This window comes from Ideonella sp. (assembly GCF_041914305.1).
Taxonomy (GTDB): domain Bacteria; phylum Pseudomonadota; class Gammaproteobacteria; order Burkholderiales; family Burkholderiaceae_C; genus Ideonella.
On sequence record NZ_JAYSDQ010000026.1, the window covers coordinates 64,638 to 80,996 of the forward strand.

General features: G+C 67.7%; 16 protein-coding genes. 10 read left to right on the forward strand and 6 right to left on the reverse strand.

Annotated features, from left to right (window positions below; translation table 11 throughout):
* Positions 1–90 precede the first annotated feature (90 nt).
* The 5 genes from ACE3SG_RS26320 to ACE3SG_RS26340 all read right to left on the reverse strand — a co-directional run bounded on the left by ACE3SG_RS26320 (position 91) and on the right by ACE3SG_RS26340 (position 4,542).
* Positions 91–1,524, reverse strand: coding sequence for a sensor histidine kinase (locus tag ACE3SG_RS26320; RefSeq protein WP_374569217.1), 1,434 nt, complete (start codon positions 1,522–1,524; stop codon positions 91–93).
* Positions 1,511–2,224, reverse strand: coding sequence for a response regulator (locus ACE3SG_RS26325; RefSeq protein WP_374569218.1), 714 nt, complete (start codon positions 2,222–2,224; stop codon positions 1,511–1,513). The genes ACE3SG_RS26320 and ACE3SG_RS26325 overlap by 14 nt, the downstream gene beginning before the upstream one ends.
* A 97-nt stretch (positions 2,225–2,321) precedes the next feature.
* A complete protein-coding gene (locus tag ACE3SG_RS26330; protein ID WP_374569219.1) occupies positions 2,322–2,903 on the reverse strand; it encodes a superoxide dismutase in 582 nt (193 codons plus the stop codon).
* 101 nt (positions 2,904–3,004) lie between these two features.
* Complete coding sequence (gene xseA / locus ACE3SG_RS26335; protein ID WP_374569220.1) at positions 3,005–4,318, reverse strand: exodeoxyribonuclease VII large subunit; 1,314 nt, start codon at positions 4,316–4,318, stop codon at positions 3,005–3,007.
* Between the two features lie 8 nt (positions 4,319–4,326).
* Positions 4,327–4,542, reverse strand: coding sequence for a hypothetical protein (locus ACE3SG_RS26340; protein ID WP_374569221.1), 216 nt, complete (start codon positions 4,540–4,542; stop codon positions 4,327–4,329).
* On the opposite strand from ACE3SG_RS26340, the gene ACE3SG_RS26345 reads away from it, so the two are divergent.
* The 10 genes from ACE3SG_RS26345 to ACE3SG_RS26390 all read left to right on the forward strand — a co-directional run bounded on the left by ACE3SG_RS26345 (position 4,529) and on the right by ACE3SG_RS26390 (position 13,122).
* A complete protein-coding gene (locus ACE3SG_RS26345; protein WP_374569222.1) occupies positions 4,529–5,170 on the forward strand; it encodes a MotA/TolQ/ExbB proton channel family protein in 642 nt (213 codons plus the stop codon). The two genes, ACE3SG_RS26340 and ACE3SG_RS26345, sit on opposite strands and share 14 nt — an antisense overlap.
* A complete protein-coding gene (locus tag ACE3SG_RS26350; protein WP_374569223.1) occupies positions 5,167–5,601 on the forward strand; it encodes an ExbD/TolR family protein in 435 nt (144 codons plus the stop codon). Before ACE3SG_RS26345 ends, ACE3SG_RS26350 begins: the two co-directional genes overlap by 4 nt.
* A 33-nt stretch (positions 5,602–5,634) precedes the next feature.
* A complete protein-coding gene (gene lpxK, locus ACE3SG_RS26355; RefSeq protein ID WP_374569224.1) occupies positions 5,635–6,705 on the forward strand; it encodes a tetraacyldisaccharide 4'-kinase in 1,071 nt (356 codons plus the stop codon).
* 2 nt (positions 6,706–6,707) lie between these two features.
* Positions 6,708–6,914, forward strand: coding sequence for a Trm112 family protein (locus ACE3SG_RS26360; protein WP_374569225.1), 207 nt, complete (start codon positions 6,708–6,710; stop codon positions 6,912–6,914).
* Complete coding sequence (gene kdsB, locus ACE3SG_RS26365) at positions 6,914–7,681, forward strand: 3-deoxy-manno-octulosonate cytidylyltransferase (RefSeq protein WP_374569226.1); 768 nt, start codon at positions 6,914–6,916, stop codon at positions 7,679–7,681. Before ACE3SG_RS26360 ends, kdsB begins: the two co-directional genes overlap by 1 nt.
* 205 nt (positions 7,682–7,886) lie before the next feature.
* Positions 7,887–8,540, forward strand: a complete 654-nt coding sequence (gene adk / locus ACE3SG_RS26370) for an adenylate kinase (protein ID WP_374569227.1) — start codon at positions 7,887–7,889, stop codon at positions 8,538–8,540.
* Positions 8,541–8,703: 163 nt separating this feature from the next.
* A complete protein-coding gene (locus ACE3SG_RS26375; protein ID WP_374569228.1) occupies positions 8,704–9,462 on the forward strand; it encodes a 3-hydroxyacyl-CoA dehydrogenase in 759 nt (252 codons plus the stop codon).
* Positions 9,463–9,583: 121 nt separating this feature from the next.
* Positions 9,584–10,879, forward strand: a complete 1,296-nt coding sequence (locus ACE3SG_RS26380) for an aspartyl/asparaginyl beta-hydroxylase domain-containing protein (RefSeq protein ID WP_374569229.1) — start codon at positions 9,584–9,586, stop codon at positions 10,877–10,879.
* A gap of 114 nt (positions 10,880–10,993) precedes the next feature.
* Entirely contained in the window at positions 10,994–12,172 is a 1,179-nt protein-coding gene (locus tag ACE3SG_RS26385; protein WP_374569230.1) for a JmjC domain-containing protein, read from the forward strand.
* A gap of 23 nt (positions 12,173–12,195) precedes the next feature.
* Positions 12,196–13,122: a hypothetical protein gene (locus ACE3SG_RS26390; protein ID WP_374569231.1), complete on the forward strand. Its 927-nt coding sequence runs from the start codon at positions 12,196–12,198 to the stop codon at positions 13,120–13,122.
* Between the two features lie 160 nt (positions 13,123–13,282).
* On the opposite strand, the gene ACE3SG_RS26395 is transcribed toward ACE3SG_RS26390, so the two are convergent.
* Positions 13,283–16,177 (reverse strand): TonB-dependent receptor domain-containing protein, encoded by a 2,895-nt coding sequence (locus tag ACE3SG_RS26395; protein ID WP_374569232.1) that lies wholly within the window; start codon positions 16,175–16,177, stop codon positions 13,283–13,285.
* Positions 16,178–16,359: the final 182 nt, after the last annotated feature.

Below are 16,359 nucleotides of genomic sequence, written 5' to 3' on the forward strand. Positions count from 1 at the left end.
GAGGGGGGCCGCGCAGCGGACCGGCAAAGCCGGCTCCGCGCACGCCACTTGCGATGAGCGGCGCAGCGCGCGCTCAGGAGAGCACGCGAGTCAGCTCCCCAAACGGATCGTGAATCGCAGGCCCTCGAAATCGGGCCGCGATTGCGCTTCGATCTGCCCGCCCAGGCGCAGCACCACCTCGCGCGCGATCGTCAGGCCCAGGCCGGTGCCGCCGTCGTTGCGCAGGTCGGCCCGCTCACCGCGCCAGAACGGCTCGAACAGATGCGGCAGCTGGGCGGGCGACACGCCGGGGCCGTCGTCTTCGACCACCACCTCGGCGCCACCGTCGGGCCGCGGCGACACGCGCAGGGTCACTTTCGGGCCGCCGTAGCGCAGCGCGTTGTCGAGCAGGTTGTTGACCACCTCGCCCAGCCACAGCGGGTGGGCGCGGGCCGGCACCGGCTCGTCCGGCGCTTCGAGCACGATGCTGCGGCCCTGGCGCAGCGCCTGCAGCACCAGCGGCTCGGCCGATTCACGCAGCAGCGGCACCACGTCCATCGTCTGGTGCTCGCCGTCGACCGACAACGCGGTCTCCGACCGGGCCAGGCTCAGCAGTTGGCCGATCAGGCGCGACAGCCGGTCGGTCGAGCGCTCGAGCTGCGCCAGCAGCGGGCGCCAGGCCGGCTCGCCGGCCGGAGCATCGCCGGGCGGCGCGGACAGCTCCTGCGCCAGGCTCTGCGCCAGCACGCGGATGCCGGCCACCGGCGTGCGCAGCTGGTGCGCCGCATCGGCGACGAAACGCCGCTGCAGGTGGATCGACTGCTCCACGTCCGCCAGCAGGCTGTTGATGCGCTCGATCAGCGGCACCGCTTCGCGCGGCACATGCTGCATCGGCAGCGGCCGCCAGTCTTGGGCATCGCGCAGCGCCACGTCGGTGGCCACGTCGCGCAACGGCTGCAGGCCGCGGCGGATGCCCCAGCCGATCATCGCGAAGGTCACCGCGCCGAGCGCCAGCGCCGGCAGCACGATCGACAGCTGCAGGTCGCGCATCAGCACCGCGCGCTTGTTCTTGGTCTCGACCACCACCACTGACACCGAGCGGTCGAGCATCGGCGAGGTGATCGAGAAGACGGCACCGCGCACCGGGTCGCCGTCGTATTCGGCGTCGAACAGGCGCGGCTGCGAAAAGCTGGACTGGCGCAGCTTGGTGGTCGGCACCGGCACATGGGTGTCGCCGGCCAGCGGGTTGCCCTCGACGTCGACCATCAGGAAGCCGTTGCGGTCATCGCGGTCCCAGGTGACCAGCTCCATCGCCTGGCGCGACAGGTCGAGCAGCGGCCCGCGGTCGGACCAGGTGACCTTGGCGGCCAGCGCGCTGACTTCGTCTTGCAGGCCACGGTCGAAGGCCAGGTTGGCGCTGGTGCGCGCCAGCCAGTAGGCCCCGATCACCGCCGCCAGCAGGCCGATGCCCCAGCTCCACAGCAGCGGCCGCAGCAACGCGCGGCGAACGCTGGGGCCGTGGGCGGGCAAGTCAGGGGTGGTCATCGGCGCCGGATGGGTCGGCGGCTGCGCCACCCGGCGTGGCGGCCTCCATCACATAGCCGAAGCCACGCACGGTGCGGATCACCACGCCCAGGTCGGCAAAGCGCTTGCGCAGGCGGTGCACATAGACCTCGACCGAGTTCTCGCTGAAGTCGGCTTCCCAGCTCGACATGCGGGCGACGATCGAATCTTTCGGCACGACACGGCCGGCCTTTTGCATCAGCAGCTCGGTCAGCGCCAGCTCGCGCGGGCTCAAGCTGATGCGCTGGCCGTGGTGCGTCAACTCGCGGTGGGCGATGTCGAGCTTCAGCTCGCCCAGCTGCAGCACCTCGTCGATGCGGCCTTGCGCGCGGCGCTTCAAGGCGCGGATGCGGGCCAGCAGCTCGGGCAGGTCGAAGGGCTTGACGAGGTAGTCGTCGGCGCCAGCGTCCAGGCCCTGCACGCGGTCGCTCAGCTCGTCGCGCGCGGTCAGCAGCAGCACCGGCATGCGAATGCCCTTGGCGCGCCAGTGGCGCAGCACCTCCATGCCGTCGCGCCGCGGCAGGCCGAGGTCGAGGATGCCCAGGTCGTACTGCCCCATCACGCCTTCGGTCATCGCCTGCTCGCCGTCGTGCAGCACATCGACCTGCCAGCCCTCGCGCTCCAGGCCGCGCGCCACGCCCAGGCTGAGCGCGGGGTCGTCTTCCACCAGCAGGATTCGCATGTCGTCGCCTCGGTATCCCTCGTTGTGCCGGCGAGCGTAGCAAAAGAAAAAGCCGGCGCGAGGCCGGCTTCTACGAATGGCGCGACTCGCGCAACAGTCAGGCGAAGTTCTTTTCGGCGAACGACCAGTTGACGAGGTTGTTCAGGAAGGTTTCAACAAACTTCGGGCGCAGATTGCGGAAGTCGATGTAGTAAGCGTGCTCCCACACGTCGACGGTCAACAGCGCCTTGTCGCCGGTGGTCAGCGGGGTGCCGGCGGCGCCCATGTTGACGATGTCGACCGAGCCATCGGCCTTCTTGACCAGCCAGGTCCAGCCCGAGCCGAAGTTGCCGACGGCGCTCTTCGTGAAGGCTTCCTTGAAGGCGGCGTAAGAGCCCCACTTGGCGTTGATGGCTTCGGCCAGCGCACCGCTGGGTTCACCGCCGCCGCCCTTCTTCAGGCAGTTCCAGAAGAAGGTGTGGTTCCAGATCTGGGCGGCGTTGTTGTAGATGCCGCCGCTGGACTTCTTGACGATGTCTTCGAGCGACAGGCCTTCGAACTCGGTGCCCTTTTGCAGGTTGTTCAGGTTCACCACATAGGCGTTGTGGTGCTTGCCGTGGTGGTATTCGAGCGTCTCGCGGCTCATGTGCGGAGCCAGGTCATCGAGGCCGAAGGGCAGCGGCGGCAGGGTGTGTTCCATGCTTATTCCTTTCGAGGTGGGGCGCGCCGGCTTGCGCAGCGCGGGGCCAGTGAAACAGGGGCCGCGGGCATTGTAGGCAGCAGGCGGCGCCCGACTTGGCGCTAAGGGTGATCGGATTTTTTCGGCGTCGGGTCGACGTGGACCTCGGTCACCCGGGCGTCGGCGCTGCCGTCGGCCCACACCGCACGCAGGCTCTGGCCGGGTAGCAAGGCGTGTGCCGAGACGATGGCCTGGCCGTCGTCGGTTTCGACCCACGCATACCCACGCGCGAGCACGCGGCGCGGGTCGAGCGCGGCCAGGCGCTCGGCCCGCGCCTGCAGCCGGTCTTGCTGGCGCGCCTGGGCGCCGCGGGCCGCCTGTAGCAGGCGCTGGGTGCGATGCTGCAAGGCCATGCGTTGCATCTCGACCGCGCGGCCCAACGCCGCCTGGTGCCGCTGGGCCAGCGTGTTCAGGCGGCCCTGCTCAACCCGCAGCCGTTGCGCCGGGCGGTGCAGGCGCAGCGCCAGCGTGTCCAGCGTCTGCGCGGCGCTGTCGATGCGTTGATGTAGCCGGCGCGTCAGGATGTCGGCGCGCAGGGCCAGGCCTTGCAGCAGCGCGTCGCGCTCGGGCGCGGCCAGCTCGGCGGCCGCGGTTGGCGTCGGTGCCCGCAGGTCGGCGGCGAGGTCGGCCAGCGTGATGTCGGTTTCGTGGCCCACGCCGCAGACCACCGGCAGGCGTGACGCCCGCACCGCGCGCACGACACGCTCGTCGTTGAAGGACCACAGGTCTTCCAGCGACCCACCGCCGCGGCAGAGCAGGATCAGGTCGCCATCGCCGACCGCGTTGGCCTGCGCCAGCGCCCGCACGATCGCCTCGGGCGCCTGCACGCCCTGCACCAGCGTGGGCACCAGCAGCACCTCGACCTGCGGCGCGCGGCGCGCCAGCGTGGTCAGCACATCGTGGATCGCGGCGCCGCTGGCCGAGGTGACGACCATCAGCCGGCGCGGGAACGGCGGCAACGGCCGCTTGCGCGCGGCGTCGAACACACCCTCGGCCTCGAGCTTGGCTTTCAGCCGCAGGAACTCTTCATAGAGATTGCCGGCGCCCACGCGCTGCATCGCCTCGACCACCATCTGCAGCTCACCGCGCGCCTCGTACACGGCCAGACGGCCACGCAGCTCGACCTGCTGCCCGTCCTGCGGGTTGAACTGCAGCATCATGGCCGCGCGGCGGAACATCGCACAGCGCAGGCCGGCCTGGCCACCGGCCCCGTCCTTCAAGGTGAAGTAGCAGTGGCCGCTGCTGGCACGGCTGAAGCCGGACAACTCGCCGCGCACCGCGACCGCCGAGAAACGCGCGGCCAGCGCGTCGGACACGGCCAGCAGCAGACTCGCGACACCCCAGACCTGCGGGCCCGCCGCTGAACTTGATTGCATCAGGTTGTTCACTGGCGACACAGCGCCTTATTTTTGGGCAACGGCACGGAAACCCGCACCATTGCACGCTTTGCGAAGGTTGCGCGCCGCTTTCCCACAGTGTTTTCCACACTCGCTGTGGACAGATGACAAACGTGTGACGGCTGGCCGAGCCTGGCGATCAGTTCATAATCGCGCGTCTTCGTTTCAGGCCTTGCGCCTTCAGGCATCTTGCTGTCGATCATACAAGCCGCCGGCTGGCCCATCTGGCCGTTGATCCTGTGTTCCGTGGCCGCGCTCGCCCTGGTCATTGAACGAGGTGTTGCACTGCGCCGCGCGCAAGTCGCGCCGCCCGGTCTGGTCGACGAGGTGCTGCAGGTGCTGCGCCAAGGCGTGCCGTCCAGCGACGTGCTGAACAAGCTGTCCGCCAACTCCACGCTCGGTGCGCTGCTGTCTGCCGGCATCCGCCTCGTGGCGCAAGACCCGCGCTGCAGCGAGACGCTGCTGCGCGATGGCTTCGAAGCCGCCGGCCGCAGCGCTGCCCATCAGCTGGAGCGCTACTTGAACGCGCTGGCCACCATCGCCTCGGCCGCCCCGCTGCTGGGCCTGCTGGGCACGGTGATCGGCATGATCGAGATCTTCGGCTCGCAATCGCCGGGCAGCTCTGGTGCCAACCCGGCGCAGCTGGCGCACGGCATTTCGGTGGCGCTGTACAACACCGCGTTCGGCCTGATGGTCGCGATCCCGTCGCTGATGTGCCACCGCTACTTCCGCGGCCGCGTCAACGACTACCTGCACGACATGGAGCAAGGCGCCGAGCGCGTGCTGCACCACCTGCTGCGCATGGAGCGCTCGTCGGGGTCGAAGCGATGAACTTCCGCGGCGACCGCAGCGACGAGCCGGAGATCAACCTGATCCCGTTCATCGACGTCTTGCTGGTCATCCTGATCTTCCTGATGCTGTCGACGACCTACTCGAAGTTCACCGAGTTGCAGTTGACGCTGCCCGCCGCCGATGCCGACCAGGCGCGCGACCGGCCGTCGGAAATCATCGTCGCGGTGTCGGCCGATGGCCGCTACTCGGTCGAGAAGCAACCGGTCGAAGGCCGCAGCGTCGAGCTGCTGGCGGCCGCCCTGCGCGCCGCGGCCGAGCAACGCCAGGACCCGTTCCTGATCATCTCGGCCGATGCCACCGCGGCACACCAGTCGGTCATCAACGTGCTCGACGCTGCACGCCGCGCCGGCCTGCCCCGCGTGACCTTCGCGGCGCAGAGCTCGGCCGCCGCTGCGGGCACCAGCCCTTGATCGGCTCGCCCGGCCGCTGACGCCGCGCCGGCGATGAGCACACCGCCACCGGCGCGTTCCACCGCCTCGTGGGCCACGGCCCTGCAGGCGCAATGGTGGCGGCCCAAGGTCAGCCTGGCGATGCGGCTGCTGCAGCCGCTGGCCGCGCTGTACGCCGCGTTGGCCGCGTGCCACCGCTGGTGGCAGCGCCGGCAGGCCGCGCCCACCCTGGGCCGGCCCGTCATCGTCGTAGGCAACCTGGTGGTCGGCGGCGCCGGCAAGACCCCCACCGTGATCGCATTGATCGACTGGCTGCGGCAGCAAGGCTGGCAGCCGGGCGTGGTGTCGCGGGGCTACGGCCGCACCGATGACCAGGCCCTGGTCGAGGTGCACGCCGACTCGCCCGCCGCACAGGTCGGCGACGAACCGCTGCTGATCCGCCGCCGCACCGGTGCCCCGATGGTGGTGGGCCGCGACCGCGTGGCCGCCGCCGGCATGCTGTGGGCGCGGCACCCCGAGGTCGACATCCTCGTGTCGGACGACGGGCTGCAGCACCACCGTTTACCGCGTGACGTGGAGGTGGTGGTGTTCGACGGCCGCGGCGCCGGCAACGGCCTGACGCTGCCCGCCGGCCCGCTGCGGCAAGGCCTGCCGCACACCCTGCCCCCGCAAATGCTGGTGCTGTACAACGCCGTGCAGCCGAGCACGCCACTGCCCGGCACCGTGGCCCAGCGCCGGTTGACAGGCGCCTTGCCGCTGGCCGATTGGTGGCGCGGCCACGCCGCCCAGGCACAGCCCCTGTCCGCCTTGCAAGGCCGCCCGCTGCTGGCCGCCGCCGGCATGGGCGAGCCCGAGCGCTTCTTTGGCATGCTCGAGCAAGCCGGCCTGACGATCGATCGACTGCCGCTGCCCGACCACGCCAGCTTCACCCCCCTGCCCTGGCCGGCCGGCACTGGCGACGTGCTGGTGACCGAAAAAGACGCGGTCAAACTGCGGCCCGACCAGGTCGGCAAGGCCCGCGTCTGGGTCGTGGCGCTAGACTTTGCGCTTCCGCCGGAATTCACCGAAGCGCTGCGACAGCGTCTTCCGCCACGGGCCGCCGTGCCCTTCAAAACAACACGATAGACATGGACCACCGCTTGACCGAGATGCTGGTATGCCCGGTGTGCAAAGGGCCGCTGCAATTGCGCCGCGACGAGGCTTCGCGCCCGGTGGATCTGCTGTGTGCGGCCGACCGCCTGGCCTTTCCGATCCGCGACGGCATCCCGGTGATGCTGGAAAGCGAAGCCCGGCACCTCGACGCCGGCAGCCCAGCGACGGCGCAGGGCGAGTGATGGGCTTCACCGTCCTGATCCCCGCGCGCCTGGCGTCCACCCGCCTGCCGAACAAGCCCCTGGCCGACATCGGCGGCAAGCCGATGGTGGTGCGGGTGGCCGAGCGCGTTGCCCAGGCGGGCGCCAGCGCGGTGTGGGTGGCAGCCGACGACCCCGCCACGGTGCAGGCCTGCGAAGCGCACGGCGTGAAGGCGCTGATGACGCGGCCCGACCACGTCAGCGGCAGCGACCGGCTGGCCGAAGCCTGCGAACAACTGGGGCTGAGCGGCGGCGACGTGGTGGTGAATGTGCAAGGCGACGAGCCGTTGATCGACCCGGGCCTGGTCAGCGCCTGTGCCCGGCTGCTCGTCGAGCGCGCCGATTGCGCAGTGGCGACGGCCGCCCATGCGCTGACCGAGCAGGCCGACTTCGTCAACCCGAACGTGGTCAAGGTGGTCTGCGACGCCGCCGGACGCGCGCTGTATTTCAGCCGCGCCCCGATGCCGTGGTGGCGCGACGCGTCCAGCGCCGGCGCGCCGGCGCTGCCGCCGGGCCAGGCGCTGCGCCACATCGGCCTGTATGCCTACCGCGCAGGCTTTCTGCGCACGTTCCCCACGCTGTCGCTGGCGCCGATCGAGCAGCTTGAGTCACTTGAACAATTGCGGGTGCTGTGGCACGGCGAACGCATCGCCGTGCACGTGGCTGCGCATGCACCAGCCGCGGGCGTCGACACGCCTGAAGACCTGGCCCGCGTTCGCGCGCTGTGGCCCGCCGTCGCAACCGGCTGACACCCCCGCCGGCTGTACCCGGCTTGTCAGCCAGACGCAGGTTTGCCCATGCTATCCTGCCCCGCATCAGTGCCGCATAAGTGCCACGTCAGCCGCGCTCGCACCGGCACCGTGCCACCCTCGGCACCCAGCCGCGACCGCAACGGCCGTCCCCACGGCCGCGCCCACACGGCACTACAGAATCATCTTTACTGAGACAACAACCATGCGAATGATCCTGTTGGGCGCGCCCGGCGCCGGGAAAGGAACCCAGGCAAATTTCATTTGCCAGAAGTACGGCATTCCCCAGATCTCGACCGGCGACATGCTGCGCGCCGCCGTCAAGGCCGGCACCCCGCTGGGTATCGCGGCCAAGAAGGTGATGGACGCCGGCGCCCTCGTCAGTGACGACATCATCATCGGCCTCGTCAAAGAGCGCATCGCCGAGCCCGACTGCGCCAACGGCTTTCTGTTCGACGGGTTTCCCCGCACCATTCCGCAAGCCGAGGCGATGAAGAACGCCGGCGTCAAGCTCGACCTCGTGCTCGAGATCGACGTGCCGGACGAGGCCATCATCGAGCGCATGAGCGGCCGCCGTGTGCACGCCGCCTCGGGCCGCACCTACCACGTCAAGTTCAACCCGCCCAAGGTGGCCGGCAAGGACGACGTGACCGGCGAGGACCTGATCCAGCGCAAGGACGACGAAGAAGCCACCGTGCGCACCCGCCTGCAGGTCTACCAGAACCAGACCCGCCCGCTGGTCGACTACTACAGCCAATGGGCCGCGGCCGGCGACACCCAGGCGCCGCGCTACCGCAAGATCTCGGGCCTCGGCACGGTCGAAGAAATCACCGCCCGCGCGCTGCAGGCGCTGGGCTGACAGACCCGATCACCACCTGACGCGGGGCGCGCCCCGCACAGCAAATCGCCAAGCGGCCGGCACGTGCAAACGTTCCGGCCGCTTCTGCTTTTGTCGCACAATTGACGTTTACGTCAACGTCAACCGAGGCACCCATGCCTCGGTGCAGCACTAGGAGCACAACATGGACATCTCCGGCAAGGTCTTCATCGTCACCGGGGGCGCTTCGGGCCTGGGCGAAGGCACCGCCCGCATGCTGACCGCCAACGGCGGCAAAGTGGTCATCGCCGACCTGCAGGTCGACAAGGGCGAGGCACTGGCGAAAGAACTCGGCGGCGTGTTCGTGCGCTGCGACGTCAGCCAAGAGGCCGACGGCCGCGCCGTGGTGGCCGCCGCCACCGGGCTGGGCAAGCTGATGGGCCTGGTCAACTGCGCCGGCATCGCCCCGGCGATCAAGACTGTCGGCAAGGACGGCGCTCACCCGCTCGACACCTTCACCAAGGTGATCATGGTCAACCTGGTCGGCAGCTTCAACATGATCCGCCTGGCCGCCGAAGCGATGTGCAAGAACGAGCCCGAGGCCACCGGCGAGCGCGGCGTGATGATCAGCACCGCCAGCGTCGCGGCCTACGATGGCCAGATCGGCCAAGCCGCCTACGCGGCCAGCAAGGGCGGCGTGGTCGGCATGACGCTGCCGGTCGCGCGCGACCTGGCTCGCAACGGCATCCGCAACATGACCATTGCCCCGGGCATTTTCGGCACGCCGATGCTGTTCTCGATGCCGCAAGAGGTGCAGGACGCACTGGCCGCCAGCGTGCCCTTCCCCAGCCGCCTGGGCCGTCCAGAAGACTACGCCAAGCTGGTGCACCAGATCATCACCAACGACATGCTCAACGGCGAAGTGATCCGCCTGGACGGCGCGATCCGCATGGCGCCGAAGTAACCCGGTACCGCGCGACGGCGCCATCGTGGTGACCCGATCATGGGTCACCCGCATCGACGCGCGATCATCGGCGGCGGAAAATGATCGCCTTCGGCCCACAGTCGGGCCAAGGTGCTCGCCGATGTCTGTTTCCTCGTCACTTCTTCCGCAATTGGCAGAGCTCGAGGCCCGAGCACTCGGCGCCGAACGGCAGGGGCGCCTGGCCGAGGCCTTGACCAGTTGGCGCGAGGTGCTGGCGCTGAACCCCGAGCACCCGCGGGCCCTGATCGCCAGCGGCTTCGACGCCCACCAGCGCGGCGACCTGGCCAGCGCACGCGAGCAGTACGCGCGCGCGGCGAAACTCACCAAAGACGACCCGGGCCCGTGGATCAACGTTGCCCGCATCTGCCGGCAGCAGAAAGACGATGCTGGCGAAGAGCAGGCGCTGTTCGAAGCGCTGACGATCGACGCGAGCGACCTGCTGGCCCTGCTGCTGCGCGGCCAACTGCACGAGCGCCTGGGCCGCACCAAAGAGGCGGCCAGTTCCTACACCGCTGCCTGCATCGTGGCGCCACCGCCAGAACGGCTGCGGCCCGATCTACGGCCGATGGTGGCCCACGCCGCGGCCGTTCGCGACCGGCACAACAAGCTGCTGGCCGATCATCTGCTGGGGGCGTTGGCCAAAGGCTTTGCCCAGCACCAGGGCGAAGACCTCGACCGGTTTCGCCTGTCGGTCGACATCATGCTCGGCCGGCGCCAGCGCTTCGACTCGAAGCCCGCGCAGTTCTACCTGCCCAACGTGCCGGCGGTCGAGTTCTTCGATCGGCAGCAGTTCCCGTGGCTGGACGAGATCGAGGCCGGCACCGAGCAGATCCGCGAAGAGTTTCTCGCCGTCTTGCCGTCGGACGAAGGCTTCGCGCCCTATATCACCTACCGCAGCGACCAGCCGCTGAACCAGTGGGTCGAGCTGAACAACTCGCCGCGCTGGAGCGCCTACCACCTGCTCAAGGATGGGCAACGCGCCGAGCCCGGCGCCAGCCGTTGCCCGCAGACGATGGCTCTGCTGGCGAAAGCCCCCCAGCCCGACCAACCGGGCCGCACGCCGGTGGCCATGTTCTCGCTGCTGAAGCCGCACACCCGCATCCCGCCGCACCACGGCGTCAGCAACGCGCGGCTGCTGGTGCACCTGCCGCTGATCGTGCCCGAAGGCTGCGGCTTTCGTGTCGGCAACCAGACCCGCCAATGGGAGCCCGGCAAGGCCTGGGTGTTCGACGACACCATCGAACACGAGGCCTGGAACAACAGCGACAAGCTGCGCGTGATCCTCATCTTCGACATCTGGCATCCGTCACTCACGTCGGGCGAGCAGGCGATGATGACGATGATGTCGTCGGCGCTGAACGATTTCTCGGGGCCAGGCGAAGGCTATGGCGCTTGATGCGCGGCCGCGCTGCAGGGCACACGCAGCCACCTGAACTGCGCTGGTCGGCAAGGAACGGGCCGTTGTGGCGAGCCGGCCGCGGCACACTGAACCGCTATGATGACCGGTCGTATGACGACCCTCGCCGAGTTTCTCGCGCCGTTCGATCCGGTCGCGTTCAAGAACGACTACTACGGCAAGAAGCCGCTGCACATCGCAGCCCGCGGACGGGCATTGGCCAACCCACTGCCGTGGCAGCGCCTCAACGAGATTCTTGACCTCACATCGTTCTGGAACGAAGACACGCTGAAGGTCTTCTACCAGAACCGGCTGGCACTGCGCGAGAACTACTGCGACCTGAGCGATCTCGCGCCGGGCGCCAAGGCACCCGTTGACCCGCGCAAGGTGAAGGTCCTGCTCGGCTTCGGCGCGAGCCTGGTGGCCAATCAGATCCAGCGCGTATGCCCCGAAGTGGCCGCCTTCGTGCACATGTTGCAGCGGGAGTTCGCTTGCGCATCGGGTGCCAACGCCTACTGCTCGTTCCAGGGCGTGCAGGCCTTCAACACCCACTACGACCTGCACGACGTCTTTGCGCTCCAGGCCGAAGGCGAAAAGCTGTGGCGCATCTACGAAGCGCGGGCCGACAACCCGACGGTGCCCACCCCGCCGGGCGACGAGGCCGAGAAATGGCTGATCGCCAGCCGCGGCAAGGTGATGGCCGAAGTGCTGATGAAGCCCGGCGACATCCTGTACCTGCCGCGCGGCCAGTACCACGACGCCATCACCGGCGCCGAAGCGTCATTGCATGTGACGCTGTGGGTCAAGCCTGCCACCGGGCTGTCGCTGCTCAAGCTGCTCGAGACGACGGCTGCGTCCGAGAGCTTGTTCCGGGCCGATCTGCCCGATGCGCGCGACCCGGCCGCGCTCGGTGCGCACCTCGCCCGCCTGTCTCAACGGCTGGGCGAGCTGATGACATCACCGTCATTCGCGCTCGAGATCGGCAACCATCAACGCTCCTTCGCCACGTCGCCAGCGTCGTTCGAATTGCCCGCGCGGCAACGAGCCCAGTATTTCTCGACGGCCAAACGAGGTGAAGTCGTGCGGCGCGATGCCGGCTTCAGCGTGCAGATCGATCGCAGCCAGATCGACATTGGCGCCACCTACCCCGCCGTAGGCTGGCTGATGCAGCAACGGCTCTTCTCGTTCGACGATCTGAGATCGAGATTCCCGTTCGTCGACGACACCGAGCTTCGGGCGGTGCTTCAGCGCCTGGTCGATGCCGGCGCGATCGTCGAGACCGAGATGCGCTGAGCGCAAAGCGACACTTCTTCTCGATGCCTGCTCAAGCCCCCTGCCGGCTGCCTGCCCGCGCCGCGCTCGACCCCACCGGCTTGCACCTGGGCCTGCTCGACATCGCCCCCCACGAGCTGCATGACCCGTTCCTGCACGAGACGGTCCAACGTGTACCGGCCGCGCAGACGCTGGCCCACGTGCCCCGTGCCGAACTCGGCCAGGTGCAGGCATCGTCGGCGCCGGTTGGTGTGATCTTTCATGTCGCTCGTTGCGGCTCGACATTGGCCTCGCAACTGCTGAAACAGCTCGACGGCGTGGTCGTCTACGCCGAGCCGCTGGTGATCAACGAGCTGCTGGTCCCGCCGCACTCGGTCAGCCGCGCAGACCTGGTGGCGGCGCTGCGCACCCTTGGCGGGTTCTTCGCCGCGCACGCACAACGGCCCTATGTGCTGAAGCTGTCGAGCTGGAACACCCTGTTCTGCGACCTGGTGGCCGAAGCCTTTCCGCAGACCCCGTGGGCGCTGTGTCTGCGCGACCCGCTGGAGGTCTGCGTGTCGCTGTTGGCGCAGCAACCCAGCTGGCTGCGCGACGATTTCGCCACGCGTTTCTCCCCCTTCATGGCCACCGGCCACCAGGGTCTTGGCACCGAAGCCAGGGCGGCCCGGTTCTTCGCTGCGTTCTGTGAAGCCATCATGCGCCTGGACCAGGCGCGCGGCCTGCTGCTACCCTACGAATCGCTGCCAAGCGCGGTGTGGACCAGCCTCGCTCCCCACTTCGGCCTTCACGTTGACGAACCCTCAAGGCAACGCATGGCCGCTGCGGCACAGCGCCACTCGAAATCTCAAGTCGGCCAAGCCCTTTCATTCGCGCCGGATGACGAGCGCAAACGCGCCGCGGCATCGCCAGAGCTGCACCGTGCGGTCGACGAGATTGCACGGCCCGCGTATGCGCGGTGTATGCGCGGCTGATCGCGCCGCGATAAACCTCCAGGCGACAGGCACTTGCTCGGCCCGCCGAGCCGCCAAGATCCATTGCGGCATGCCTCACCCCTACCTGAGCTGAATTCGACGCAATAAAAAAGGGTCGCCACTGGCGACCCTTTTGCAAACCGGCTCGCGCCGGCTTTGATCAGAACTTGGCGTTCAGCGTCAGCGACACACGACGGCCCATCGCGTCGTACACCACCGGGTAGGTGTTGCCGTTCACGAAGCCCGAGCCTTGGTTGCGCAGCGGCGGATCGGTGTCCAGCACGTTGTTCACCGCAGCCGACAGGGTGATGTTCTTCGTCGCCTTGTACGAAGCACCGATGTCGAAGTAGTTCATCGCCTTCAGCTTCTCGACCAGCGGATCGACCGCGGCGTTCAGGTGCGGGTCCTTGCTGGTGGCTTCGTTCTTCACCGAGTCGATGTAGCGCCAGTTCAGCGACAGGTCGACGTTCCACGGCGAGCGCCAGGTGGTGCGCAGCGAATGACGCCATTCCGGAGCCGGCGTGCCGCAGTTGGCACCGTAGAAGCCCGCGCAGTCGTACGCACCGAAGCCCGGCGCATCTTCCGCTTCGAACTTGGCCAGCCACGTGCCCTTGAACGCGAAGTCCAGGCGGCCCATGCCTTCCAGCTTGAGCTGGTAGTCGACACCCACGTCCAGACCTTCCGTCTCCTTGAACGACAGGTTCAGGTTGTTGGCGACGATGTAGCCACCGTTCGGCGGCGTACCAGTCCACAGGTCATGCGTGACCGTGTTGCGGTGGATCAGGCTGCAGGTGAACGCATTGCCGGTTTCCAGGCAGTCGTTCAGCGTTGCGCCCGGCGGGATGTTGCCGATGATGTCGTCGACCCGGATGTGGAACCAGTCGAAGGTCAGGTTCATGTCCTTCAACGGATTCACGACGAAGCCCAGCGTCCAGCTCTTCGAGGTCTCGGGGTTCAACTGGGTGTTGCCGCCGAAGATCGCGTTGTACTGACCAGCCGGGTTGTTCGCCAGGACGTGACCATAGTCGGCCGGGGCCAAGCCGGTACGGGCGCACTGCTCGACCGTGGCGGTCGGGGTCGGGCCACCGCAGGGATCGCCGGCGCTGTCGTACAGACCCAGAGCGGACTGCGAGAACAGCTCGATGATGTTGGCAGCGCGCGACGCGCGCTGGGCGCTGGCGCGCACCTTGAAGGCGTTGATCGGCGCCCACTCCAGGCCGAGGCCCCAAGTGCTGGTCGTCTTGCCCGTGCTGTAGTCCGAGTAGCGATAGCTGGCGTTGACGGCCAGCAGTTCGGCGAACGGTGCCTTCTCGACCAGCGGCATGCGCAGTTCGGTGAAGAGGTCGGTCACGTCGAACGCGCCGGCCACACCGATCGTCGGGCCGCCCTGGCCAGCCAGGTCACCAGTGGTGAATGCCTGGTCGGTGGTCAGCTCCATCTCTTCGGTGCGGTGCTCAACACCCAGCGCAACGCCCAGACCCGACTTGGCCCAGGGCGTCTTGACGCCGTAGCCGGTCAGGTCGCCGTTGACCGATGCCGAAATCACTTCAGTCGAGGTGAAGCCCTTCTGGAAACCGGGGGTCTGCAGATAGGCCAACGCACCCGGGGTCACGCCACCGGGCGACCAAATGTTGTACGGCACGCAGTTCGGGTCCGAACCGTCGACCACCGAGCGGCAAACCGCATTGCCATTGCCGTCGTCCACCACGTCCAGGGCGCGCAGCAGGCGGGTGTTGGAGAAGTCGTTCTTGTAGACCTCTTGGTACAGCACCTTGCCGACCAGGGCCGACACGTCATAGCTCCAGGCGTCGCCGATGTCGCCCTTGACACCGATCACACCGCGGTAAGACGAGTGGCGGATGTCGTCCTGGCGACCGCCACCTTCGACGTTACGACGACCGATCAGCAGGTCGGCCGTGTCGCCAGGAGCGTTGAGGTTCAGCGCGTCTTTCCAGGCTTGCGTCAGCAGCGGGTTTTCGAACGCCGCCGTGGTCGTGAAGCCACCGAAGAAGATGCCGCTAGGGGCGATCTGGGCAACGGTATGGTCGTCGTGGAACGAGAACTCGCCGTACACGCGGGCGTAGTCGGCCAGGTCGTAGTGCGCCAGCGCCTGAACGCTGTAGCGGTCTGACGGACGTTGGAAGTAGTTCGTCGGTGCGAAGTTGTACTGGTCGCGCAAACCGCTCCAAGGACGAACCGAACCGTCCGGTGCGAGGTTCCAGTCGCCGCCATCATCGGCCAGGTCCAGGAAGCGGCCAGGGAAAGAAGTGGACGAGCCACCGCAGGTCCAGGCGCCACCCACGGCGGTCAGCGCGCAGTTCGAGAAGTCACGCTTGTCTTGGGTCAGCGCGTCTTCGGTCTTGTGGGCGAAGAACAGCACCGCATTGCCCTTGCCGTCGGCGAAGTTGCCGCCCAACGTCAGGTTGAAGTCGGTGACCTTGCCATCAGCGTCGGCACTGCCGGGCATCTTGAAGGCGCGCGCTGCGTTGGCATCTTTGACGCCTTGCGAGGTGTGCTGGCTGTGGTTGAAGAACTCGTGGTTCAGGTCGATCTGAACGCCCTCGAACTTGTCGTCGAGGATGAAGTTCACCACGCCGGCAACGGCGTCCGAACCATAGATGGCCGAAGCGCCACCGGTCAGGATTTCGACGCGCTTGATCAGCGACACCGGAATCTGGTTCAAGTCGGACGAAATGTCGCGCGGGCTGCCGCCCGGCAGGCGACGACCGTTGACCAACACCAGGGTGCGGTTCGAGCCGAGGTTGCGCAGGTTGACGGTGGCGGTACCGGTGGCACCGTTCGACACGCTGCCACCTTGGTCAGCAAAGACCTGGGGCAGGTTGTTCAGCAGTTGTTCGGCGTTGCGAACACCTTCCAGTGCAATTGCTTCCTTGCCCAGCACGACGACCGGCGAGGTGCCTTCGGTCTGAACCGTCTTGATGCGGGAACCGGTGATCTCGACGCGCTCTTGCGCGGACGCCGCGCCGGACGCCAGGATCAGCCCGCCACCGAAGGCAAGCAGCAAGCTCGTGCTGAGCTTTGTTTTCTGGAACATACGTACCACTCCTGAGTAAGGGAAGGTTGATCGATAGACCCTGTCACGAAGCAAGTCACATGCCGGTCTTGTGAAGCCAGGATGTACCCACCTCGAAAACATGTGAACGGATTGTCACTGACCCATCTTTGGGGCCCGCTAGCGGGAAACCCTCTACAACGGTTTTTGCGACGGCGTTTGTT